The following is a 15,673-nucleotide window of genomic DNA, read 5'->3' as shown; positions in this document are numbered from 1 at the left end:
GGCTCACGATTCTTTGGGCCGTTTCCGGGCGGGGTAGCTGCTGACCGGCCGATGGCGGACGCCGTCGGCCGGTCACGGATGCCCCCATCAGAAAGAGAGCACTCATGGAGCAGCAGGAGATCGAAGAGGTCACCGAGGAACTTCCCGAGTTCGCCCTGATGATCGACATCCCGAGCGAGGACTGAGACGGCCGGTCCGTCCAAGGGCAGCACCCCGGGTGCGTGGCGGGTCCGCCCGTCACGCACCCGGGCGTCCGCCGCGGCCGGCCGGCCCGCCGTACCCGTGCCTGTGCCCGCCTCGAACGACGCCGCCCTGCGGCAGAGGTGCGCAGAACGGCGAGGCCCAAGACCGACGACACCGTAGTCCTCACGACGTTGGAGACCGGACTGTTGCTTGTCAGCCCTGACGCGGGGGCCGCCCGCCGCGACGAAGACGCCCTCTGGAGCACCACCGATGCCGTGCTGCGTACGGCCGGGGCCTGCGCGCCGGGACCGGCTCGCCATCCCGCCCGCAAGGCAGCGGCGCACGCAGTGCGGACGGAGTCGGCAGACGGTGTCGCGCCGGCCGTCAGCCCGGAGCCGGGCGCCGGCGGGGCTGTGGTCCCGCCCCCTCGGCGGGCCGCCGGCCGCTGGCCCGTCGATCTCGCCGACCCGGCACCGCATCTGGAGCAGGCCGTCGACCGGGCTCTCGCCTCCCTCCCACCCGGCCACGGCCCGGCAGCGGACGCGGCGGGCCGGCATTCGGTGGTGCGGGCCTGGGATGCCGAGCAGGCCGCGGTCCTGGCCGCGTCGGCGGAGTGGCTGCACCGAACCTGGCCGACGATGTTCGCCGAACTGCGGGAAGGAGTACGGCAGATCGCCCTGCTGCACGGCCCTTCGATCGACGGCTTCACCGACTTCACCACGCACGGCGCGGTGTTCGTCAACGCATCCCGGCTGACCACGGGCCGCACCGGGCTGACCGGTTGGGTCCGGCTGGCCGACGCCCTGGTGCACGAGGGCACGCACACCCGCTGCAACGCCGCAGCGCTCAGCACCCCTTTCCTCGTACCCGGCACCGGCACCGGCTCCGCGCCGACCATGTCGACCCCGCTGCGCGCGGATCCCCGGCCGCTGACCGGTCTCTTCCAGCAGACCGTCGTCCTGGCGCGTCAGGTGGTCCTCTACCGCCTCCTGTACGAGGAGGCACCGGCGGACCTGCCGCCGAAGGCCGTGGCCGCCCGCCGGACGCAGGTGCTGGACCGGGCCCGGCAGGGCGCCGAGACGCTGAGCCGCTACCGTGCCTCCCTGACCCCGGCCGGTGAGGCGGTACGCGCCGAGGTGGACCAGCTGCTGGCGCGGGAAATCGTGCCGACGGGTGCGCACGCCGGCACTTCCGGGGGCCGCGGGTGACGGTCTCCGTATCGGCGGCCCGCTGGACGCCCGAGGTCTTCGGCCCCTGGCCGCACTCCCCCGGCGCGCTGCTGGCCCGCGTCGCGGCCCGGTCCGCAGCCTTCGCCGGCACGGGCGCGGCCGGCGGTGCCCCCGTCCTGATCGGCAGTGCTGCGGGCGCCGACCCCGGCGACGTACGGCGGCGCGCCCGGGGCGAGTTGATGGAGCGGATGGGCAACGTGCTCGCCGGCCGGTCGGCGGAGGCCGAGGCCGCCCGGGCCCGGCCGGGCGCCACACCCGGCACCGGCGAATTCGTCCACATCGGTGACTGGTGTGCGCTGCGCCGGCACGGCGTCCCGGCGGTAGACCCCGCCGCCTGGAGTGGGCGTGACGACTCCCGTGATGTGCGCCAGTTGTGGTGCCGGGGCCGCTCGGCGGGCACCGGTGAGGAGGTGTGGGTGCCGGCCGGTACGGCGTTCCTCCAGCACCGCCCGCCGCCGGGCTGTACGGTCACGCATCGCGCGGGGTCGACCGGTGTGGCCGCGCATCCGGATCCGGCCGCGGCGGCTGCGCACGCGGCCTGGGAGATTCTGGAGCGCGATCTGGTCGGCCGCAGCTGGTGCGCTCCGCACCTCCGGCCACCGGTGTCCTTCGATGCCCGTGCCGCACTGCCCGCGGACGCGGACGCCGACGTGCTGCGCGGGCTGCTCGACCGCGAGGCGCTGACGGCCGTCGTGCTGGCGCTGCCGACGCCTGCGGGTGTCGTGGCGGTCGCCGTCTGCCTGCACGATCCGGACGGCGCCCATCAGACCTTCGGCGCACGCTGCGCACCGGCCGGGGAGGGGCAGGACGCCGTCGTGCGGGCCTGCTGGGAGGCGCTGATGGTCCGTTGGAGCATGGCGACACCGGTAGCCCGCCGCGGCTGGGATCGACTGGCCGGCACCCGGGTCCCGCGGAGCGGACTGGATCACGCGCTGTGGGCGTACCACGCTCAGGATGCGCTTGCGCACTGGACCGGATCCCGCGCACCGGGGCGCTCTCCGGGCCCGGCCGTCCCGTCCCCCGGGCCCGACCTGTTCGCTCGTGTCGGGGCCACTGCCTCGCCCTCGCCTACGGCCCTCCTGGCCGACCGCACCGGCGAGGACGTCATCGCGGTGGAGCGCGCGGTGGGGCCACCGGCAGATGAGGGGCTGGCCGTCGTCCGGCTGGTCGCCCCCGGCTCGCTGCCCCTGCCGGCCGGCCCCCGCCCCGGCGTGCCTCCGCACCCGTTCGGCTGACCGGCGCGACGCCCTCCTCGTACTCCGCACCGTCCACCGCACCCTCGCCACCGCTCCCCAGGAGGACCGATGTCCGCGCTCCCCGACGACGCACCTTGTGAGCCCGAGTGCGCCGAGCCGGCCTACGCGGCCCTGTTCGCCGCGCACTACGACGACTGGTTGGCGGCACCGAACAGCGACGCGACCGTGGAGTTCCTGGCCTCGATCGCCGAGCAGGGGCCACCGGGACCGCTGCTGGAGCTGGGCAGCGGCACCGGCCGTGTGGTGTTGCCGCTCACCGCGCGCGGACTGACCGTGGAGGGCCTCGACGCCTCGCCGGAGATGACCGCCCGGCTGCGTGCCAAGCCCGGCGGCGACACCGTACGCATCACTCTGGGCGACTTCTCCGCCCCGCCGCAGCCACCGGACATCGGCCGCCACGCGCTCGTCTACGCGGCCGGCGGCACGTTCGCCGAGCTGGACTCCCAGGCCGCCCAGCGCCGCTGTTTCGCCTCGGTCGCCCAACGGCTGGCTCCCGGCGGCTCTTTCGTGCTGGACGCACATCTGCCCGAAGCTCTCGCCACCGTCGGCACGGGCACCCAGCCGGTCCCGACACCCGGTGAGGGCTTCGTGCTGCGCACCCGCGCCCTCCACCCCGCCGACCAGCGCTATACGTCCGACTACCTGGTACTCGACGACGGCAGGATGCGACATGTGCGGGTCTCCTTCCGCTACTCCTCACCGGGCGAACTCGACCTGCTGGCCGAGTTCGCGGGCCTGCGCCTGGTGCGCCGCACCGGCGGCTGGTCGGGCCGACCGCTGAGCGACGCGAGCACCCATCACGTCTCCGTCTACGAGCTGCCCGCGTGAGCGCCACGGGCGCGCCGCGCGATCCGGAGCGCTACCTCACCGACAACCACCGCCTGTGGCAGCAGTGGACCCCGCTCAAGGCCGCCTCGTCCCACTACGACCTGGACGGGTTCCGGGCAGGTGGCAACCGGATGCGGCCGCTGGAGCAGGCCGAGGTCGGCCCCGTCGAAGGCCGCACCCTGCTGCACCTGCAGAGCCATGTCGGACTCGACACCCTCTCGTGGGCCCGGTTGGGCGCCCGCGTGACCGGGGTCGACTTCTCCTCCAGGGCGGTGGAGATCGCCAACTCGCTGGCCGCCGATGTCGCGCCGGACGCGCGCTTCGTCGAGTCCGACGTCCTGCGGCTGCCGGAGGTGCTGACCGGGACCTGGGACATCGTCTACACCTCCAACGGAGTCCTCGGCTGGCTGCCCGACCTGCGCGGATGGGCGCGGGTGGTGGCCCACTTCCTGGCGCCCGGCGGCTTCCTCTACCTCTTCGAGGGCCACCCCGCCGCCTGGATGCTCGACAACACCCTGCAGGAGCCGGAACTGCGGCTGCGCTACTCCTACTTCGGCGAGCCGGAACCTCTCTCCTTCGAGTACCACAGTCCCACCTCGGTACCGGAGGCCCGCATCCCGGACGTCGAGTACGTGTGGGGGCACACCTTGGGCGACCTGGTCACCGCGCTGGCGGAGGCCGGGCTGCGGGTGGAGTTCCTGCATGAGTGGCCGTTCGTGGGCTGGCGGATGCTGCCCTTCATGGAGGAGGGCCAGGACGGCTGGTGGCGACTGCCGGACACGCTGCCTGCACTGCCGCTGTCGTTCTCGCTCCGCGCCGCCAAGCCGGCGGACCCCAGTGAGCCCCCAGGACCCGCGGGCCCCTGATCCTCTCGACGCCCTCCCCCACCCGCCTCCCCGCTGTCGCCCCTCACCCCGTCGTACGGAGGACCGCCGCATGCGCATCGCCTATCTGCACTCCGGCAGCATCCCCTCGGTCTACGCCAACGGAGTCCACGTCATGCGCATGTGCGACGCGCTGACCGACGCCGGCCACGACGTCCGCCTCTACGCCCTGCGCGGCGAGATGGTCTCCGAGGACGTGCACGCCTACTACGGGACGCGCAACCGCTTCCCCGTGCGGACCTTCCCGATGCGCGCACCCATGCTGCTCGGCAGCTGGCTGCGTGCCTGGCGGATACGCCGCGCGATCCGCCGCGACGGCATCCCCGACCTCCTCTACGGGCGCGATCCGCACGCGCTGGTCGCCGCCCGCGGCCTGGCGCCCCGCATCTACGAGACCCATCTGCTGTGGGAAGGCCGGATGATGCGGGCGATCGAACGGGTACTGCTCGGCAGCCGGTCGGTGCGCGGCGTGGTGTTCGTCTCGCAGGCGCTCGCCGACGACTACGCGAATGCCTATCCCGGCCTCGACGGTCCCGCCGGGCCGGCACGGGTTACCGCCCACGACTGCGCCGATCCTCCCCCGCCGGGCCCGGTCGCCCAGCTACCCGGGCGACCGGGCGCACTCAAGGTGGGCTACGTCGGGCACCTCTACCCCGGTCGCGGGATCGAGGTCATCCTCGCTCTCGCCGACCGCGTTCCCGAGGCCGACTTCCACGTCGTGGGCGGGACCGCAGCCGATCTGGCGCACTGGAGGAAGCGGGCGGACCGCCCCCATCTGCACTTCCACGGCCATCAGCCGCCCGGCTCCCTCCACCCCTACTACCGGGCGTTCGACCTCGTCCTCGCCCCGTATCAACAGCAGGTGGCCTGCGCGGGTGGAGTCGGCGACATCAGCCGCTGGGTCTCGCCGATGAAGCTGTTCGAGTACATGTCCCACGGGCTGGCGGTGGTCGCCTCGGACCTGCCCGTCCTCCGGGAGGTCATGGCCGACGACGTCAACTGCCTGCTGGTGCCGCCGGCCGACCTCGACGCCTGGGAACGCGCCGTCCGCCGCCTGGCCGCCGAGCCCGACCTGCGGACCCGCCTGGGTGACGAGGCCCGCGACCGGTTGCTCACCGAGTACACCTGGCGCAGACGCGCCGACCGGGTCCTGACCCCGGTCACCGAGCCGCGCCGCCCCGCCGGACCGGCGGCGACCGAGCGGGCGGTCCGCTGATGCGCGCCGTGGTCACCGGCGCGGCCGGTTTCATCGGGTCCCACCTGTGCGAACACCTGCTGGCCGCCGGGGACGAGGTGATCGGCGTCGACTGCCTGACCGACACCTACGACCCGGCCGTCAAACGCCGCAACCTGCGCACCGCGCTGGGCAGCCCACGCTTCACCTTCCGTCATGCCGACCTGCTGCGCACCGACGCGGTCGCGCTCCTCGCCGGTGCCGACGCCGTCTACCACTTGGCCGGCCAGCCCGGGGTCCGGCTCTCCTGGGGCGAGGACTTCGCGCTCTACACCGACCGCAATGTGCTGGCCACGCAGCGACTGCTGGAGGCGGCCCGCGCCCAGCCGCCCGCAAAGTTCGTCTACGCCTCCAGCTCCTCCGTCTACGGCGAAGCGCTCTGTCGCCCCACTCCGGAGTCCGCCCACCCACGGCCGGTCTCGCCGTACGGCGTCACCAAACTCGCCGGGGAGCAGCTGTGCGAGCTGTACCGAACGGCACACGGGCTGCCCACCGTCGCGCTGCGGCTGTTCACCGTCTACGGGCCCCGGCAGCGGCCCGACATGGCCTTCGCCCGGCTGCTCGCCGCCGCGAGCGGAGGGCCTGCGTTCCCCCTGTACGGCGACGGCAGCCAGACCCGCGACTTCACCTACGTCACCGACGTGGTGTCCGCGATGCGCGCCGCCGCCCGCAGCTCCTTCACCGGCATCGCGAACCTCGGCGGTGCCGGCCCGGTCTCCATGCAACAGGCGGTCGCCGTCGTCGAGCGCCTCGTCGGCCCGGTACTGCTGACCCGCCATGCCGCCTCGACGGGAGACGCCCGCCACACCGGAGCCGACATCCGGCGGGCGCAGGCGGCGTTCGGCTTCAGGCCGTCGGTCGGCCTGCCCGAGGGCCTGGCGGAGATGGCCTTGGAACATGGGGCGCCCGACCACCGTCACAGGATGGCACCCACCGGAGGCGAGCCATGGTGAACCGGTCCGAGCCGACGGAGCAGCACCCGGCCACACCCCCGCCGCGCGCCGCCGACCTGCACGTCATCGAGCCTGCCGGGCGCACGGCCGACAATCTGCCGGAGCAGCGCGCCCGGGCACGGGCAGGCACCCTCCCCGCCCCGCTGCGCGCCGTACTCGAAGGCCATCTGGTGCTGCTCAAGGGGGGACTGGCACACCTCGGCGCATGGGAGCCGCTGCGACAGCAGGTTCGCGCGGCCCTCGACGAGCATCTGCCGCACGGTACGGCGGCGGACCGCCCCCTCGAAGAGCTGCACCGCCACGCGGACACCGCGCTCACCGTTCGCATCCGCACCGACCTGGAGACCCGGATCCGCCCCCTCGCCCGGACCATGCTGCGGGACTTCACGACCGCGCTGACCCCGCAGCCAGGGCGGGTATACCTGAGCGACCACCTCGGGGTGCGCATCATGCCGCCACGCTCCTCCCTCGCCCCCGGCGGCGCACCGGACGGCCTCGCCGGATTCCTCACCCCCCGCGACGCCCATGTCGACTCGTGGTTCAACACACCCGTCAACTCCATCAACCTGTGGATCGCCCTGACCCGGGTGGAGCGGGGCAACGGACTGCTGTTCCACCCGGACGCATACCGCCGCCCGCTGCGCCACGACGGCTGGGACCTGTTGCCCGGTCAGGACGTCGGCGATCCCGTGGACGTGGCGATGGACGCCCAGGACGTCCTGCTGTTCGCCGGCGACCATCTGCACGCCTCACAGCCCAACGACACTGATGCGACCCGCATCGTGCTCACCAAGCGGCTCTGCCTGGGACCTCCGCGCTACCCGCGGCACGGCACCGGGTGGGTGCCGTACCACGACCCTCGGCTCTCCGGCCTGCGCTGGGAGCCCCTCACGTCCTGGCGCTCCCGGCTCACCACCGCGGGCCTGCGCCACGCCCTGCGCACCGTGACCGGTCACCGCTGAACCCCCGAAAGGAGAGGCCATGCGCGTCCTGCTGGTCAACATGCCATGGGCGCTGGTCGAGGTGCCCTCGCTGGCCCTGGGCATCCTGGCCTCAGCGGTCCGGACCGCCGCCCCGGACGCCGAGGTCGCGACCCTGTACGCCAATCTGGACTACCTCGACCACACCACGGCCGACGGCGACTTCACCCTCGACGACTACGCCTTCTTCGCCCTGCGGACCTATGAGGAGGGCCTCGGGGACTGGATCTTCTCCTCCGCGCTCCACAACGACCCGGACTGGCACATCGACCGGTACGCCGAGCAGTTCGACCTGCCCGCCCGGACCGACCGGCTCGCCCGCCGGCTGCACCGCGCCGCACCGGACTTCATCGAGCTGACGGCCCGCCGGATCCAGCGGTGGCAGCCCGACGTGGTGGGCTTCACCTCGACGTTCCAGCAGAACACCGCGGCACTGGCCGTGGCCCGTCGCCTCAAACGGGACCTGCCGCACGTGGTGACCGTGTTCGGTGGCGCCAACTGCGAGGGGGAGCAGGGCGCGGCGCTGCACCGCAACTTCCCCTGGGTGGACGTCGTGGTGCGCGGTGAGGGCGACCGCATCTTCCCGCGCCTGCTGGAACGACTGCGGCCGGCCGGTCCGGACGGCCCGGCACGCCACGATGCGCCATCCGACCCGCCCGACCTGTCCGCCCTCCCGGGAATCTGCCACCGCTCGGCCGACGGCCGGAGTGTCGTCCAGACGCAGTCGACCGGGCCGCTCTCCCCGGCGGACATCGCCGACCCCGGCTATGACGACTACTTCGAACGGCTGGCCCGCTCACCGGCGGCCCAGCAGGTCACACCCACACTGGTGGTGGAAGGGTCACGGGGCTGCTGGTGGGGCGAGAAGCACCACTGCACATTCTGCGGACTCAACGGATCCACCATGGAGTTCCGCGCCAAGCCACCCGAGGCGTTCGCCCGCGAGGTGATCCGGCTCGCCGAACGCCACCGGACGCTCGACTTCTGGGTCGTCGACAACATCCTCGGCACCTCCCACCTCAACACCGCCCTGCCCCTGCTCGCCGAGGCCGGCCACGACCTGCGGATGTTCGTGGAGATCAAGTCCAACCTGCGCCTCGACGCCCTCAGGCGCCTGTCGGCCGCCGGCATGGTGCACGTCCAGCCCGGCATCGAGAACCTGAGCAGCCGAGTGCTCTCGATCATGGACAAGGGCGTCACCGGCTGCCTCAACGTGCGGTTCCTACGGGATGCGGACGAGGCCGGACTGACGGTCTCGTGGAACTACCTGTACGGATTCCCGGGCGAGGAGCCCGAGCTCTACGACCGCGTGATCGACCAGTTCCCCGTACTGCACCACCTCCAGCCCGCACGGCATGCCGGACGCCTCCGCGTCGAGCGCTTCAGCCCGTACTTCGACCGGCCCGAGCTGGGCTTTCCCGAGCTGCGCCCCGACCCCAGGTACGCGCTCGCCTACGACCTGCCGGAGGCGGAACTCCACGATCTGGCCTACCTGTTCGAGACGCCCGACCGAGGGATCGGCCCCGATGCCGCCACCCGGCTCGACGACGGCCTGCGCGCCTGGCAGGAGGCCCACCCCGCGGCCCGCCTCACCCGGCGCGACGAAGGCGAGGCGATCGAACTGGTCAACACCCGACCGCACTTCGGCTGGTCGTCCCTCCGGCTGACCGATCCCGCGGAGGTGGCCGCGTTCCGGTTGCTGGACAACCCTCGTACACCGAAGGGGCTGGCCCGCCGCCTGGGAGCCGAGCAGCCCCGGGTGGACGAGCTCCTCGACCACTGGCTCGAACTGGGCCTGCTGTTCCGCGAGGACGGCCAGGTCGTGCAGGTCGCACCGCGAGCCACCAACGCCGAACTGCTCCGTCTGCCGGTACGGAAGCCGGGCGACACCAGGCTGCGTTCGCCCCGCGACGAGGAGTGCGCGCAATGAAGGAGACCGCGGCCGGATTCCTCACCTGGTCCTGCGACTACCGCCCTCGGCAACCGGGCGCGGACATCGAGGCGACATGGCGTACGCCGCTGCCCGACGGCGCTCTGGACGGCTGGGCGCTCGACCGCTTCCGGGAAGGCGCCAGGCACGCGGCCCTGCACGAACCCGTCGACCTGACCGACGCCGCAACACGGGCCACCGCTCTCCGCCACCTCGCCGTGATACGCGAACTGACCTCCGTGGGCATCCCCGTCGACTGGTCCGTACGACTGAGTACGGCCGACGACTGGAAGCGCCTCGTCCATCTGACGCCGCCCCGGCACCTGCACCTGGCGGAAGAGCCGAAGGAGGGTCCCGGGCACGCATTGCGGGCGTGGCGGGCAGCTCACCTGCCGGGCATGTGCATCTGGCGCAGGGGTCCCGGATTCATCGAAATCCGCGACCACCGCGGCGATCCCCCGAGAGTGGACCTGCTGGACGAGCCCGCGGCCCTGGCAGCACAGCGCACCGCCGCAGACGGATCAACGGCCCGCGCCCTGCCCTCGGACCTGTCCGCCGACTGGCTCCGCCGCAACCTGCTCCTCGCCGTCGGCCCCCAGGTCCTCTGGCTACCGTGCCGACCACACCGGTGGCCCTTCCCGGCAATGCTGTTCTGACCGACCACCCCGTCGGCGACACCCTCGGCCACGCGCGCGCCCGATCGCACCAGCGGCTCGTCCCGGCCGTGCGTGGCGGGCGTTCCGGTCAGAGGAGTGGCGGCCGTCCGGCCGCAGTGAGTCGGAGGACGCTGTGCCAGCTCATCGGCCTTCGGACCTGGGCGTGACGGCCGGCCCAGCCTTCGCGGAGTCCGAGCAGCGATTGCCGGAGCCCGCCGGTCCGTACGGAGCGGATCAGCGTCGCGGCACTCCACACGAGGAGGTACGGGGGGATCAGCAGCGCCGGGAGATTGCGGTAGGCGACCCAGACGCGATTGCGGGCGGCGAGCCGATGGAACAGGGCATGCCTGCTGGGCACCGTGAGCGGGTGGTGCATACGGACCTCGGCCGCATACCAGCCGGTGTCCCCGCGGTCCCACAGCCGCTGCGCCAGATCGAGGCCCTCGTGGTACAGAAAGAAGCCGTCAGCCCAGCCGCCCACCGCGTCGAAGGCCCGTCTGCGGACGAGCACGACGCCCTCGGCCATGGTGGTAACTGTCCCTGGCCGGCCAGGATCGACCGTGCGCAGCCGCGGGACCCAGCGTCTGGGCGTGGTGGAGTCATCCGGGCCGGTCAGTCGCGGCTGCACGTACGCGGCACGAGGGTGCCGCTCGGCCTCGGCGACGAGCCTGGCGAGCACATCGGCGCGGGGGAAGGTCGCGTCGTTGTCCAGGAAGAACAGGTACTCGCTCGGCCCTCCACTCTCCGCGAAGGCTTGAGCGCCCACGTTCCTGCCACCGGGGATACCGAGGTTCTCCGCCAGGGCTACGGTGTGGGCGCCGGCCGGCACGATGTCCGGGACGCAGCCGTTGCCGACGACGCAGATTCGCAGGTCGACCCCGCGCTGGGCCAGGAGCGTGCCCTGAGCGGCGCGCTCCTGGTCGGGGCGGTCGTTCATCGTCAACAGGACGGCGTCGACGCGAGGTTGTGGCACTTCTTTGGTCCTGACGGACGCGGGTTTCTTCAGGGTCACATGGTCTCCTCGTGGCGTTCGGCGTCGCCGCGAGGAGCAGGCAACGCGTCGCCCGCCGGCAGTGCCGGCCCGTACTGGGCCGCCTGGACGGTGTACATCTCACGGTAGAGGCCGCCCTGGCGTGCCATGAGCTGGTCGTGGGTGCCCTCTTCGGCGATGCGCCCCTGGTCGAGGACGTAGATACGGTCGGCTTTCGCGGTCGCGGCGAGCCGGTGGGTGACCAGCACGACCGCGTGGTCGCGGTCGGCCAGGGACCACAAGCCGTCGAACGCGGCGATTTCCGCGTGGGGATCGAGCGCCGAGGTGGGCTCGTCGACCAGGAAGAAGGGCGCGTTCCTGTACCGGCTGCGGGCGGTGCCCACCTTCTGCCACTGCCCTCCCGAGAGCTGGACGCCGCGCTCGTATCCCTTGAAGACGATGGAGTCCATGCCGTGCGGTAGGCCCTCGATGAGGGCATACACACCGGCGGCCTGTGTCGCCTCTTTGACCCGTTGCATGTCACGGGGGTGGTCACCGACGCCGATGGCCACGTTCGTGGCGGCCGTCATCTCCCAGTGCGGGAAGTCCTGCGCGAGCAGTCCCACGTGGGCAAAAACCTGGGAGCGGTCGGCCTCTCGGATCCCGACCCGCTCGCCGGACGCCCCTTCCCACCACACGTTGCCATCCGTCGGCAGCAGGAGCCCGGCAAGAAGCTTGGTCAACGTGGTCTTGCCCGAGCCGTTCGCGCCCACCAGCGCCGTCACCTCGCCCCTGCGGACCGACAGGCTCACGCCCTTCAGCGCCGGCGAGGCGGCCCCGGGATAGGTGAACGACACGTCCTCCACATGCGCGGCGCGCACGGAACGGGGCAGGGGCGTGCCGGTGCGCGGGATGGCGTGCTCGCCGGCCAGCTCGGTGGCGTTCTTGGTGTCGGTGAGGAACAGCATCTCCTCGTACAGGCGGTTGACCTGCTGGACCAAGGACGTGAGCCGCGCGGTGCAGTTGCTGATCGCGATGACCGCCGTCCCACCGACCGCCAGCGGCAGGCCCCCGTTGGTCAGCAGCCACCACAGCACCCCGTAGCAGGCGAGCGACGCCAGGCCGGAGAATCCGCCGGCGACCAGATCGGTGTTCGCCTGCGCCCGCGCCAGACGCCGTTGCTCCGACTCCGACTGCTGCGACATCTCCGCATAGCCGGCCAGCAGTCTCTCCCCGGCAGCGTGGGCACGGATCTCGCCCGCGGCGTGGGGCCGGGTCAGATAGGCAAGCATGGAGACGATCGCACGCCTGTGATCGACCCACTTCATGCGCGAGGCGTAGTCACGGCGAGCCGAGCGCACCGCACCCCACCCCTTGGGCAGCGCGATGGCCAGCAGCATCGGCAGCAGGATCCAGTGCAGTGAGACCAGCACGACGGCGGCTGCGACCATGCCGATCAGCACGTTGCCCACGCCGACCGACAGCCGGAGCATGCTGCGTGCCGAGTCGGTCCCGAACCTCCCCGCCTCCAGGACCCGTTGAATCTCCGGACGCTCGGTCGCCTCCACCTCGACCCGGGTGATGGCCTCGTAATAGCGGACGGAAACGGCTCGCTCCACCTGTGGTTCCAGCCTGCCAGACATCGCTGTCGACCACGCCGCGAGGATCGCCGAGCCCAACGACACCACCGCAAGCATCAGCAGCGAGGGCAAAGCAGCGCGCAGCTTGTCCGCTGTCGGGCCGTCAGCGAAGAGCTGCGTGAGCACGCGATTGACCGCCACCAGCCCCCACGCGGCCGTCACCCCCTGCCCGAGCTGGGCCGTCATCAGTCCGGCCAGCGCTCGCCTGTCCACTTCCCACGCGGTGCGCAACACCGTCCCCGCCATGCGGGGTAGAGCCACGGCCATCTGCCCGAACCCCAACCGGGACAGGGCGTCCTCGTGGCGGACGAAGGACTGGTCCCAGCGCAACCGCCCCCCGAACAGTTCCCGCTCCGCGTCCGAGATCCCGCTCGGGGCGAGCGCACGCTTCCTCCTCGGCTTCACGAGCGGCCTCCTTGCCCCATGGGAGGCGTAAGCGGCTCCGCGTCTTGCTGTGGCAGTGATGCGGTCGACGTCACGTGGTCCCCCTGGCCAGTCGTCCAGCTCGATGTCGGGCTTAACGACAGCGCCGAGTTTTCGAACACACGTGTTTCGGTCGCCCTTCGCCCCCGGCAAATGACGGGTCCTCAGCCTGTGTGCTGCATGAGCCCTTGTCCTGCAACGGTCGTGCGGCGAACGCGAATGACCGAAACTCACCTCGGTCTATTGATTTCCGATAGGCGTCGATCGACAATCGATAGATGCATCACCTCATCACAGGCGTGCTCCGGGCCGCTATCGCCGTGGCAATCGCGCTCGGCCTCTTCGGCCAGATCGTGGTCATCCCGACCACGGCGGCCGACGAGGTCGACGTCTTCCCCGCCTACGCCCCCTTCGCGGCGCCCTACGTGGCGGTGGCCATCCTCGGCGTGGCCTGCGTCCAGGTCGCCCTCGCCGCCGTGTGGAGGCTGCTCGGCATGGTCCGGCACGGCGCGATCTTCACTCCACGGGCCTACCCGTGGGTCGACATCATCATCGGGTCCTCGGTCGTGGCCACGACGCTGGCGGTCGGGGCCGCCGCACACCTGGCGGTGGCCGAGATCCCCTCCCCGGACGACGGTATGGACGTCCTGAGCGGCTTGGCAGCCGCGATCGCCGCCGCGGGTGCGGGAGCCTCGTTCGCCATGCTCACCCTGATCATGCGAAGTCTCCTGCGCAGAGCGACGGCGCTCCGGACGGAGATGGCCGGAGTCATCTGATGGCGATCGTCGTCGACCTCGACCGCCTGCTCACCGAACGCAACCTGTCGGTCGGCGAGTTCGCCGCCACCGTCGGCATCACCCCCGCCAACCTCGCCGTGCTCAAGAACGGACGGGCGAAGGCGGTGCGGTTCACCACCCTCGAAGCCATCTGCGACGCCCTTGACTGCCAACCCGGCGACGTCCTGCGCTGGGTGCCCCACGACGCCGAAGGGAGCTAGGCAGTTGAGAGGGACTGAGCAGTTGAACCACAGGAAGACTTCACCAAGCCGGCATCACCTCCGGCGCGTGCCCCTGTCGCGGAGACAGTGGCCCACACCCGTCACGGCGCCGCCCGCTCAGCGGTGGACGAAGTCCGGCGGTCGCTTGTCGACGAAGGCGCTCATGCCCTCCTTCTGATCCGCGGTCGCGAACACGGCGTGGAACAGGCGCCGTTCGAAGCGAACGCCCTCGGTAACCACCCCGCCACGAACTGCACAGGAGCACTTCGCCGTCGCGTACTCCAGTTTCGGCCAGTGGGCAGGTGCTCGCCCAGAGGCGCGCCGCGGTTGCGCGCGCTCAGCCGTCCTGTGCGGCAACGGGGTAGGCACGAATGCGCTGCTGTTCTCCTCCAGTCTCGTCCAGCGCGAGCCGGCGGCCCGGTGGTGGTACCGCCCGCTGCGGACAGTCGGTGCGTTCGCCACCACCGATGCCACCACCGCGCTCGCAGGTCAGCCGCCCATCGACCGTGTGCACAACGCTGCCGGGTCAATACACCTAGGGTCGGAACATGCGCATCGTCTCCCTGCTGCCCGCGGCCACCGACATCGTGGCCGAACTCGGTCTGACCGCCGACCTGGTGGGCCGCACCCACGAATGTGACTGGCCGCCGGAAGCCGTCACCGGGATGCCCGTCGTCACGGCTGCCGAGTTCTCCGCGGACACCCTGAGCAGCAGGGAGATCTCCGACGCCGTGGGCGGCGCATCCCACACGGGCTCCTCGCTCTACACCCTCGACACCCGGGCTCTCGCCGCCCTCGCTCCGGACGTGGTTCTCACCCAGGACCTGTGCGACGTGTGCGCGGTGTCCTACAGCAGCGTCTCCCGAGCGGTGCGGGTCCTGGACGCCGACACCAAGGTGCTCAGCCTGGAGCCGCGGACCCTGGGCGATGTACTGGACTGCCTGGTCACGGTAGGCGCTCAGCTTGGCGTACGTGAACGCGCGGAGCAGCGGCGGGAGGAGCTGCGTACCCGCCTGGCAGAGGTGGAGCAGCTGACCGCCGGGCGAACGCGACCGCGCGTGGTGGCCATCGAGTGGCTCGATCCGCTCTGGCCGGCGGGGCACTGGGTGCCGGAGCAGATCACCTGCGCAGGCGGCACGCCACTGCTCGCGGTGCCGGGCGAGCACACCGAGCCGATGGAGTGGAGTGCGGTACGCGCCGCCCGCCCCGACGTGATCCTCGTTCTGCCCTGCGGCTTCAGCCCTGACCGCACGCTGCGGGAACGCCGTTTGCTCACCGAACTGCCGGGCTGGGACGAACTGCCCGCCGTGCGCAACGAGGCCGTCTGGGTCCTGGACGGGCCCGCCTACTTCAACCGGCCGGGCCCGAGGGTGGTCCGGGGTGCGGAGGTCCTGGCCCACGTCCTGCACTCCGTCGATGCGGGCGACCCCGTGGTGCCGGGCGAGGCGACCCGCCTGTCCGCAGTGGAGGAGTGACCATAGGGCTGGACAATGGCACCACGGCTTGCGAG

Annotated in this window: 14 protein-coding genes and 1 pseudogene; 12 read left to right on the top strand and 3 right to left on the bottom strand. The window is 71.9% G+C overall.

Annotation, left to right across the window (positions count from 1 at the left end; all coding sequences use genetic code 11):
- Positions 1-389 precede the first annotated feature (389 nt).
- The 9 genes from QOM21_RS36150 (at position 390) to QOM21_RS36110 (ending at position 10,133) form a co-directional block, all read left to right on the top strand.
- Positions 390-1,391 carry an aKG-HExxH-type peptide beta-hydroxylase gene (locus tag QOM21_RS36150; RefSeq protein WP_407555324.1) on the top strand — a complete coding sequence of 334 codons (1,002 nt, stop codon included), beginning with the start codon at positions 390-392 and terminating at the stop codon, positions 1,389-1,391.
- The gene (locus QOM21_RS36145) at positions 1,388-2,647 is read left to right on the top strand and encodes a YcaO-like family protein (RefSeq protein WP_407555323.1); all 1,260 of its coding nucleotides are present in this window, start codon (positions 1,388-1,390) and stop codon (positions 2,645-2,647) included. The genes QOM21_RS36150 and QOM21_RS36145 overlap by 4 nt, the downstream gene beginning before the upstream one ends.
- Positions 2,648-2,716: 69 nt before the next feature.
- Positions 2,717-3,496, top strand: a complete 780-nt coding sequence (locus QOM21_RS36140) for a class I SAM-dependent DNA methyltransferase (RefSeq protein ID WP_407555322.1) — start codon at positions 2,717-2,719, stop codon at positions 3,494-3,496.
- Complete coding sequence (locus tag QOM21_RS36135; RefSeq protein WP_407555321.1) at positions 3,493-4,362, top strand: class I SAM-dependent methyltransferase; 870 nt, start codon at positions 3,493-3,495, stop codon at positions 4,360-4,362. Before QOM21_RS36140 ends, QOM21_RS36135 begins: the two co-directional genes overlap by 4 nt.
- A 70-nt stretch (positions 4,363-4,432) precedes the next feature.
- Positions 4,433-5,596: a glycosyltransferase family 4 protein gene (locus QOM21_RS36130; protein ID WP_407555320.1), complete on the top strand. Its 1,164-nt coding sequence runs from the start codon at positions 4,433-4,435 to the stop codon at positions 5,594-5,596.
- On the top strand, positions 5,596-6,567 hold the full coding sequence (locus tag QOM21_RS36125) for an NAD-dependent epimerase/dehydratase family protein (protein WP_407555319.1): 972 nt from the start codon (positions 5,596-5,598) through the stop codon (positions 6,565-6,567). Before QOM21_RS36130 ends, QOM21_RS36125 begins: the two co-directional genes overlap by 1 nt.
- A complete protein-coding gene (locus QOM21_RS36120) occupies positions 6,561-7,529 on the top strand; it encodes a phytanoyl-CoA dioxygenase family protein (protein ID WP_407555318.1) in 969 nt (322 codons plus the stop codon). The genes QOM21_RS36125 and QOM21_RS36120 overlap by 7 nt, the downstream gene beginning before the upstream one ends.
- Before the next feature lie 19 nt (positions 7,530-7,548).
- Complete coding sequence (locus tag QOM21_RS36115) at positions 7,549-9,477, top strand: RiPP maturation radical SAM C-methyltransferase (protein ID WP_407555317.1); 1,929 nt, start codon at positions 7,549-7,551, stop codon at positions 9,475-9,477.
- Positions 9,474-10,133, top strand: a complete 660-nt coding sequence (locus tag QOM21_RS36110) for a DUF5825 family protein (protein WP_407555316.1) — start codon at positions 9,474-9,476, stop codon at positions 10,131-10,133. The genes QOM21_RS36115 and QOM21_RS36110 overlap by 4 nt, the downstream gene beginning before the upstream one ends.
- 88 nt (positions 10,134-10,221) lie before the next feature.
- Here the strand turns inward: QOM21_RS36110 and QOM21_RS36105 are convergent, their stop codons facing one another.
- Both QOM21_RS36105 and QOM21_RS36100 read right to left on the bottom strand, forming a co-directional pair.
- The gene (locus QOM21_RS36105; protein WP_407556009.1) at positions 10,222-11,070 is read right to left on the bottom strand and encodes a glycosyltransferase family 2 protein; all 849 of its coding nucleotides are present in this window, start codon (positions 11,068-11,070) and stop codon (positions 10,222-10,224) included.
- A 71-nt stretch (positions 11,071-11,141) separates the two neighbouring features.
- Positions 11,142-13,148 (bottom strand): ABC transporter ATP-binding protein, encoded by a 2,007-nt coding sequence (locus QOM21_RS36100; protein WP_407555315.1) that lies wholly within the window; start codon positions 13,146-13,148, stop codon positions 11,142-11,144.
- A gap of 296 nt (positions 13,149-13,444) precedes the next feature.
- On the opposite strand from QOM21_RS36100, the gene QOM21_RS36095 reads away from it, so the two are divergent.
- Together QOM21_RS36095 and QOM21_RS36090 are read left to right on the top strand one after the other, a co-directional pair.
- Positions 13,445-13,942: a DUF2975 domain-containing protein gene (locus QOM21_RS36095; RefSeq protein WP_407555314.1), complete on the top strand. Its 498-nt coding sequence runs from the start codon at positions 13,445-13,447 to the stop codon at positions 13,940-13,942.
- Positions 13,942-14,163 (top strand): helix-turn-helix domain-containing protein, encoded by a 222-nt coding sequence (locus QOM21_RS36090; RefSeq protein WP_407555313.1) that lies wholly within the window; start codon positions 13,942-13,944, stop codon positions 14,161-14,163. Before QOM21_RS36095 ends, QOM21_RS36090 begins: the two co-directional genes overlap by 1 nt.
- 117 nt (positions 14,164-14,280) lie before the next feature.
- Here the strand turns inward: QOM21_RS36090 and QOM21_RS36085 are convergent.
- A pseudogene (locus QOM21_RS36085) lies at positions 14,281-14,400 on the bottom strand (enoyl-CoA hydratase); the annotation flags it as partial.
- A gap of 311 nt (positions 14,401-14,711) precedes the next feature.
- Here QOM21_RS36085 and QOM21_RS36080 point away from each other — a divergent pair.
- On the top strand, positions 14,712-15,638 hold the full coding sequence (locus tag QOM21_RS36080; protein ID WP_407555312.1) for a cobalamin-binding protein: 927 nt from the start codon (positions 14,712-14,714) through the stop codon (positions 15,636-15,638).
- The last annotated feature ends 35 nt before the right edge of the window (positions 15,639-15,673 follow it).

It is taken from the genome of Streptomyces sp. Pv4-95 (assembly GCF_045782725.1).
Lineage (GTDB): Bacteria > Actinomycetota > Actinomycetes > Streptomycetales > Streptomycetaceae > Streptomyces.
Note: the sequence above shows the minus strand (reverse complement) of the source record. Positions and strands in the feature narration are given on the sequence as shown.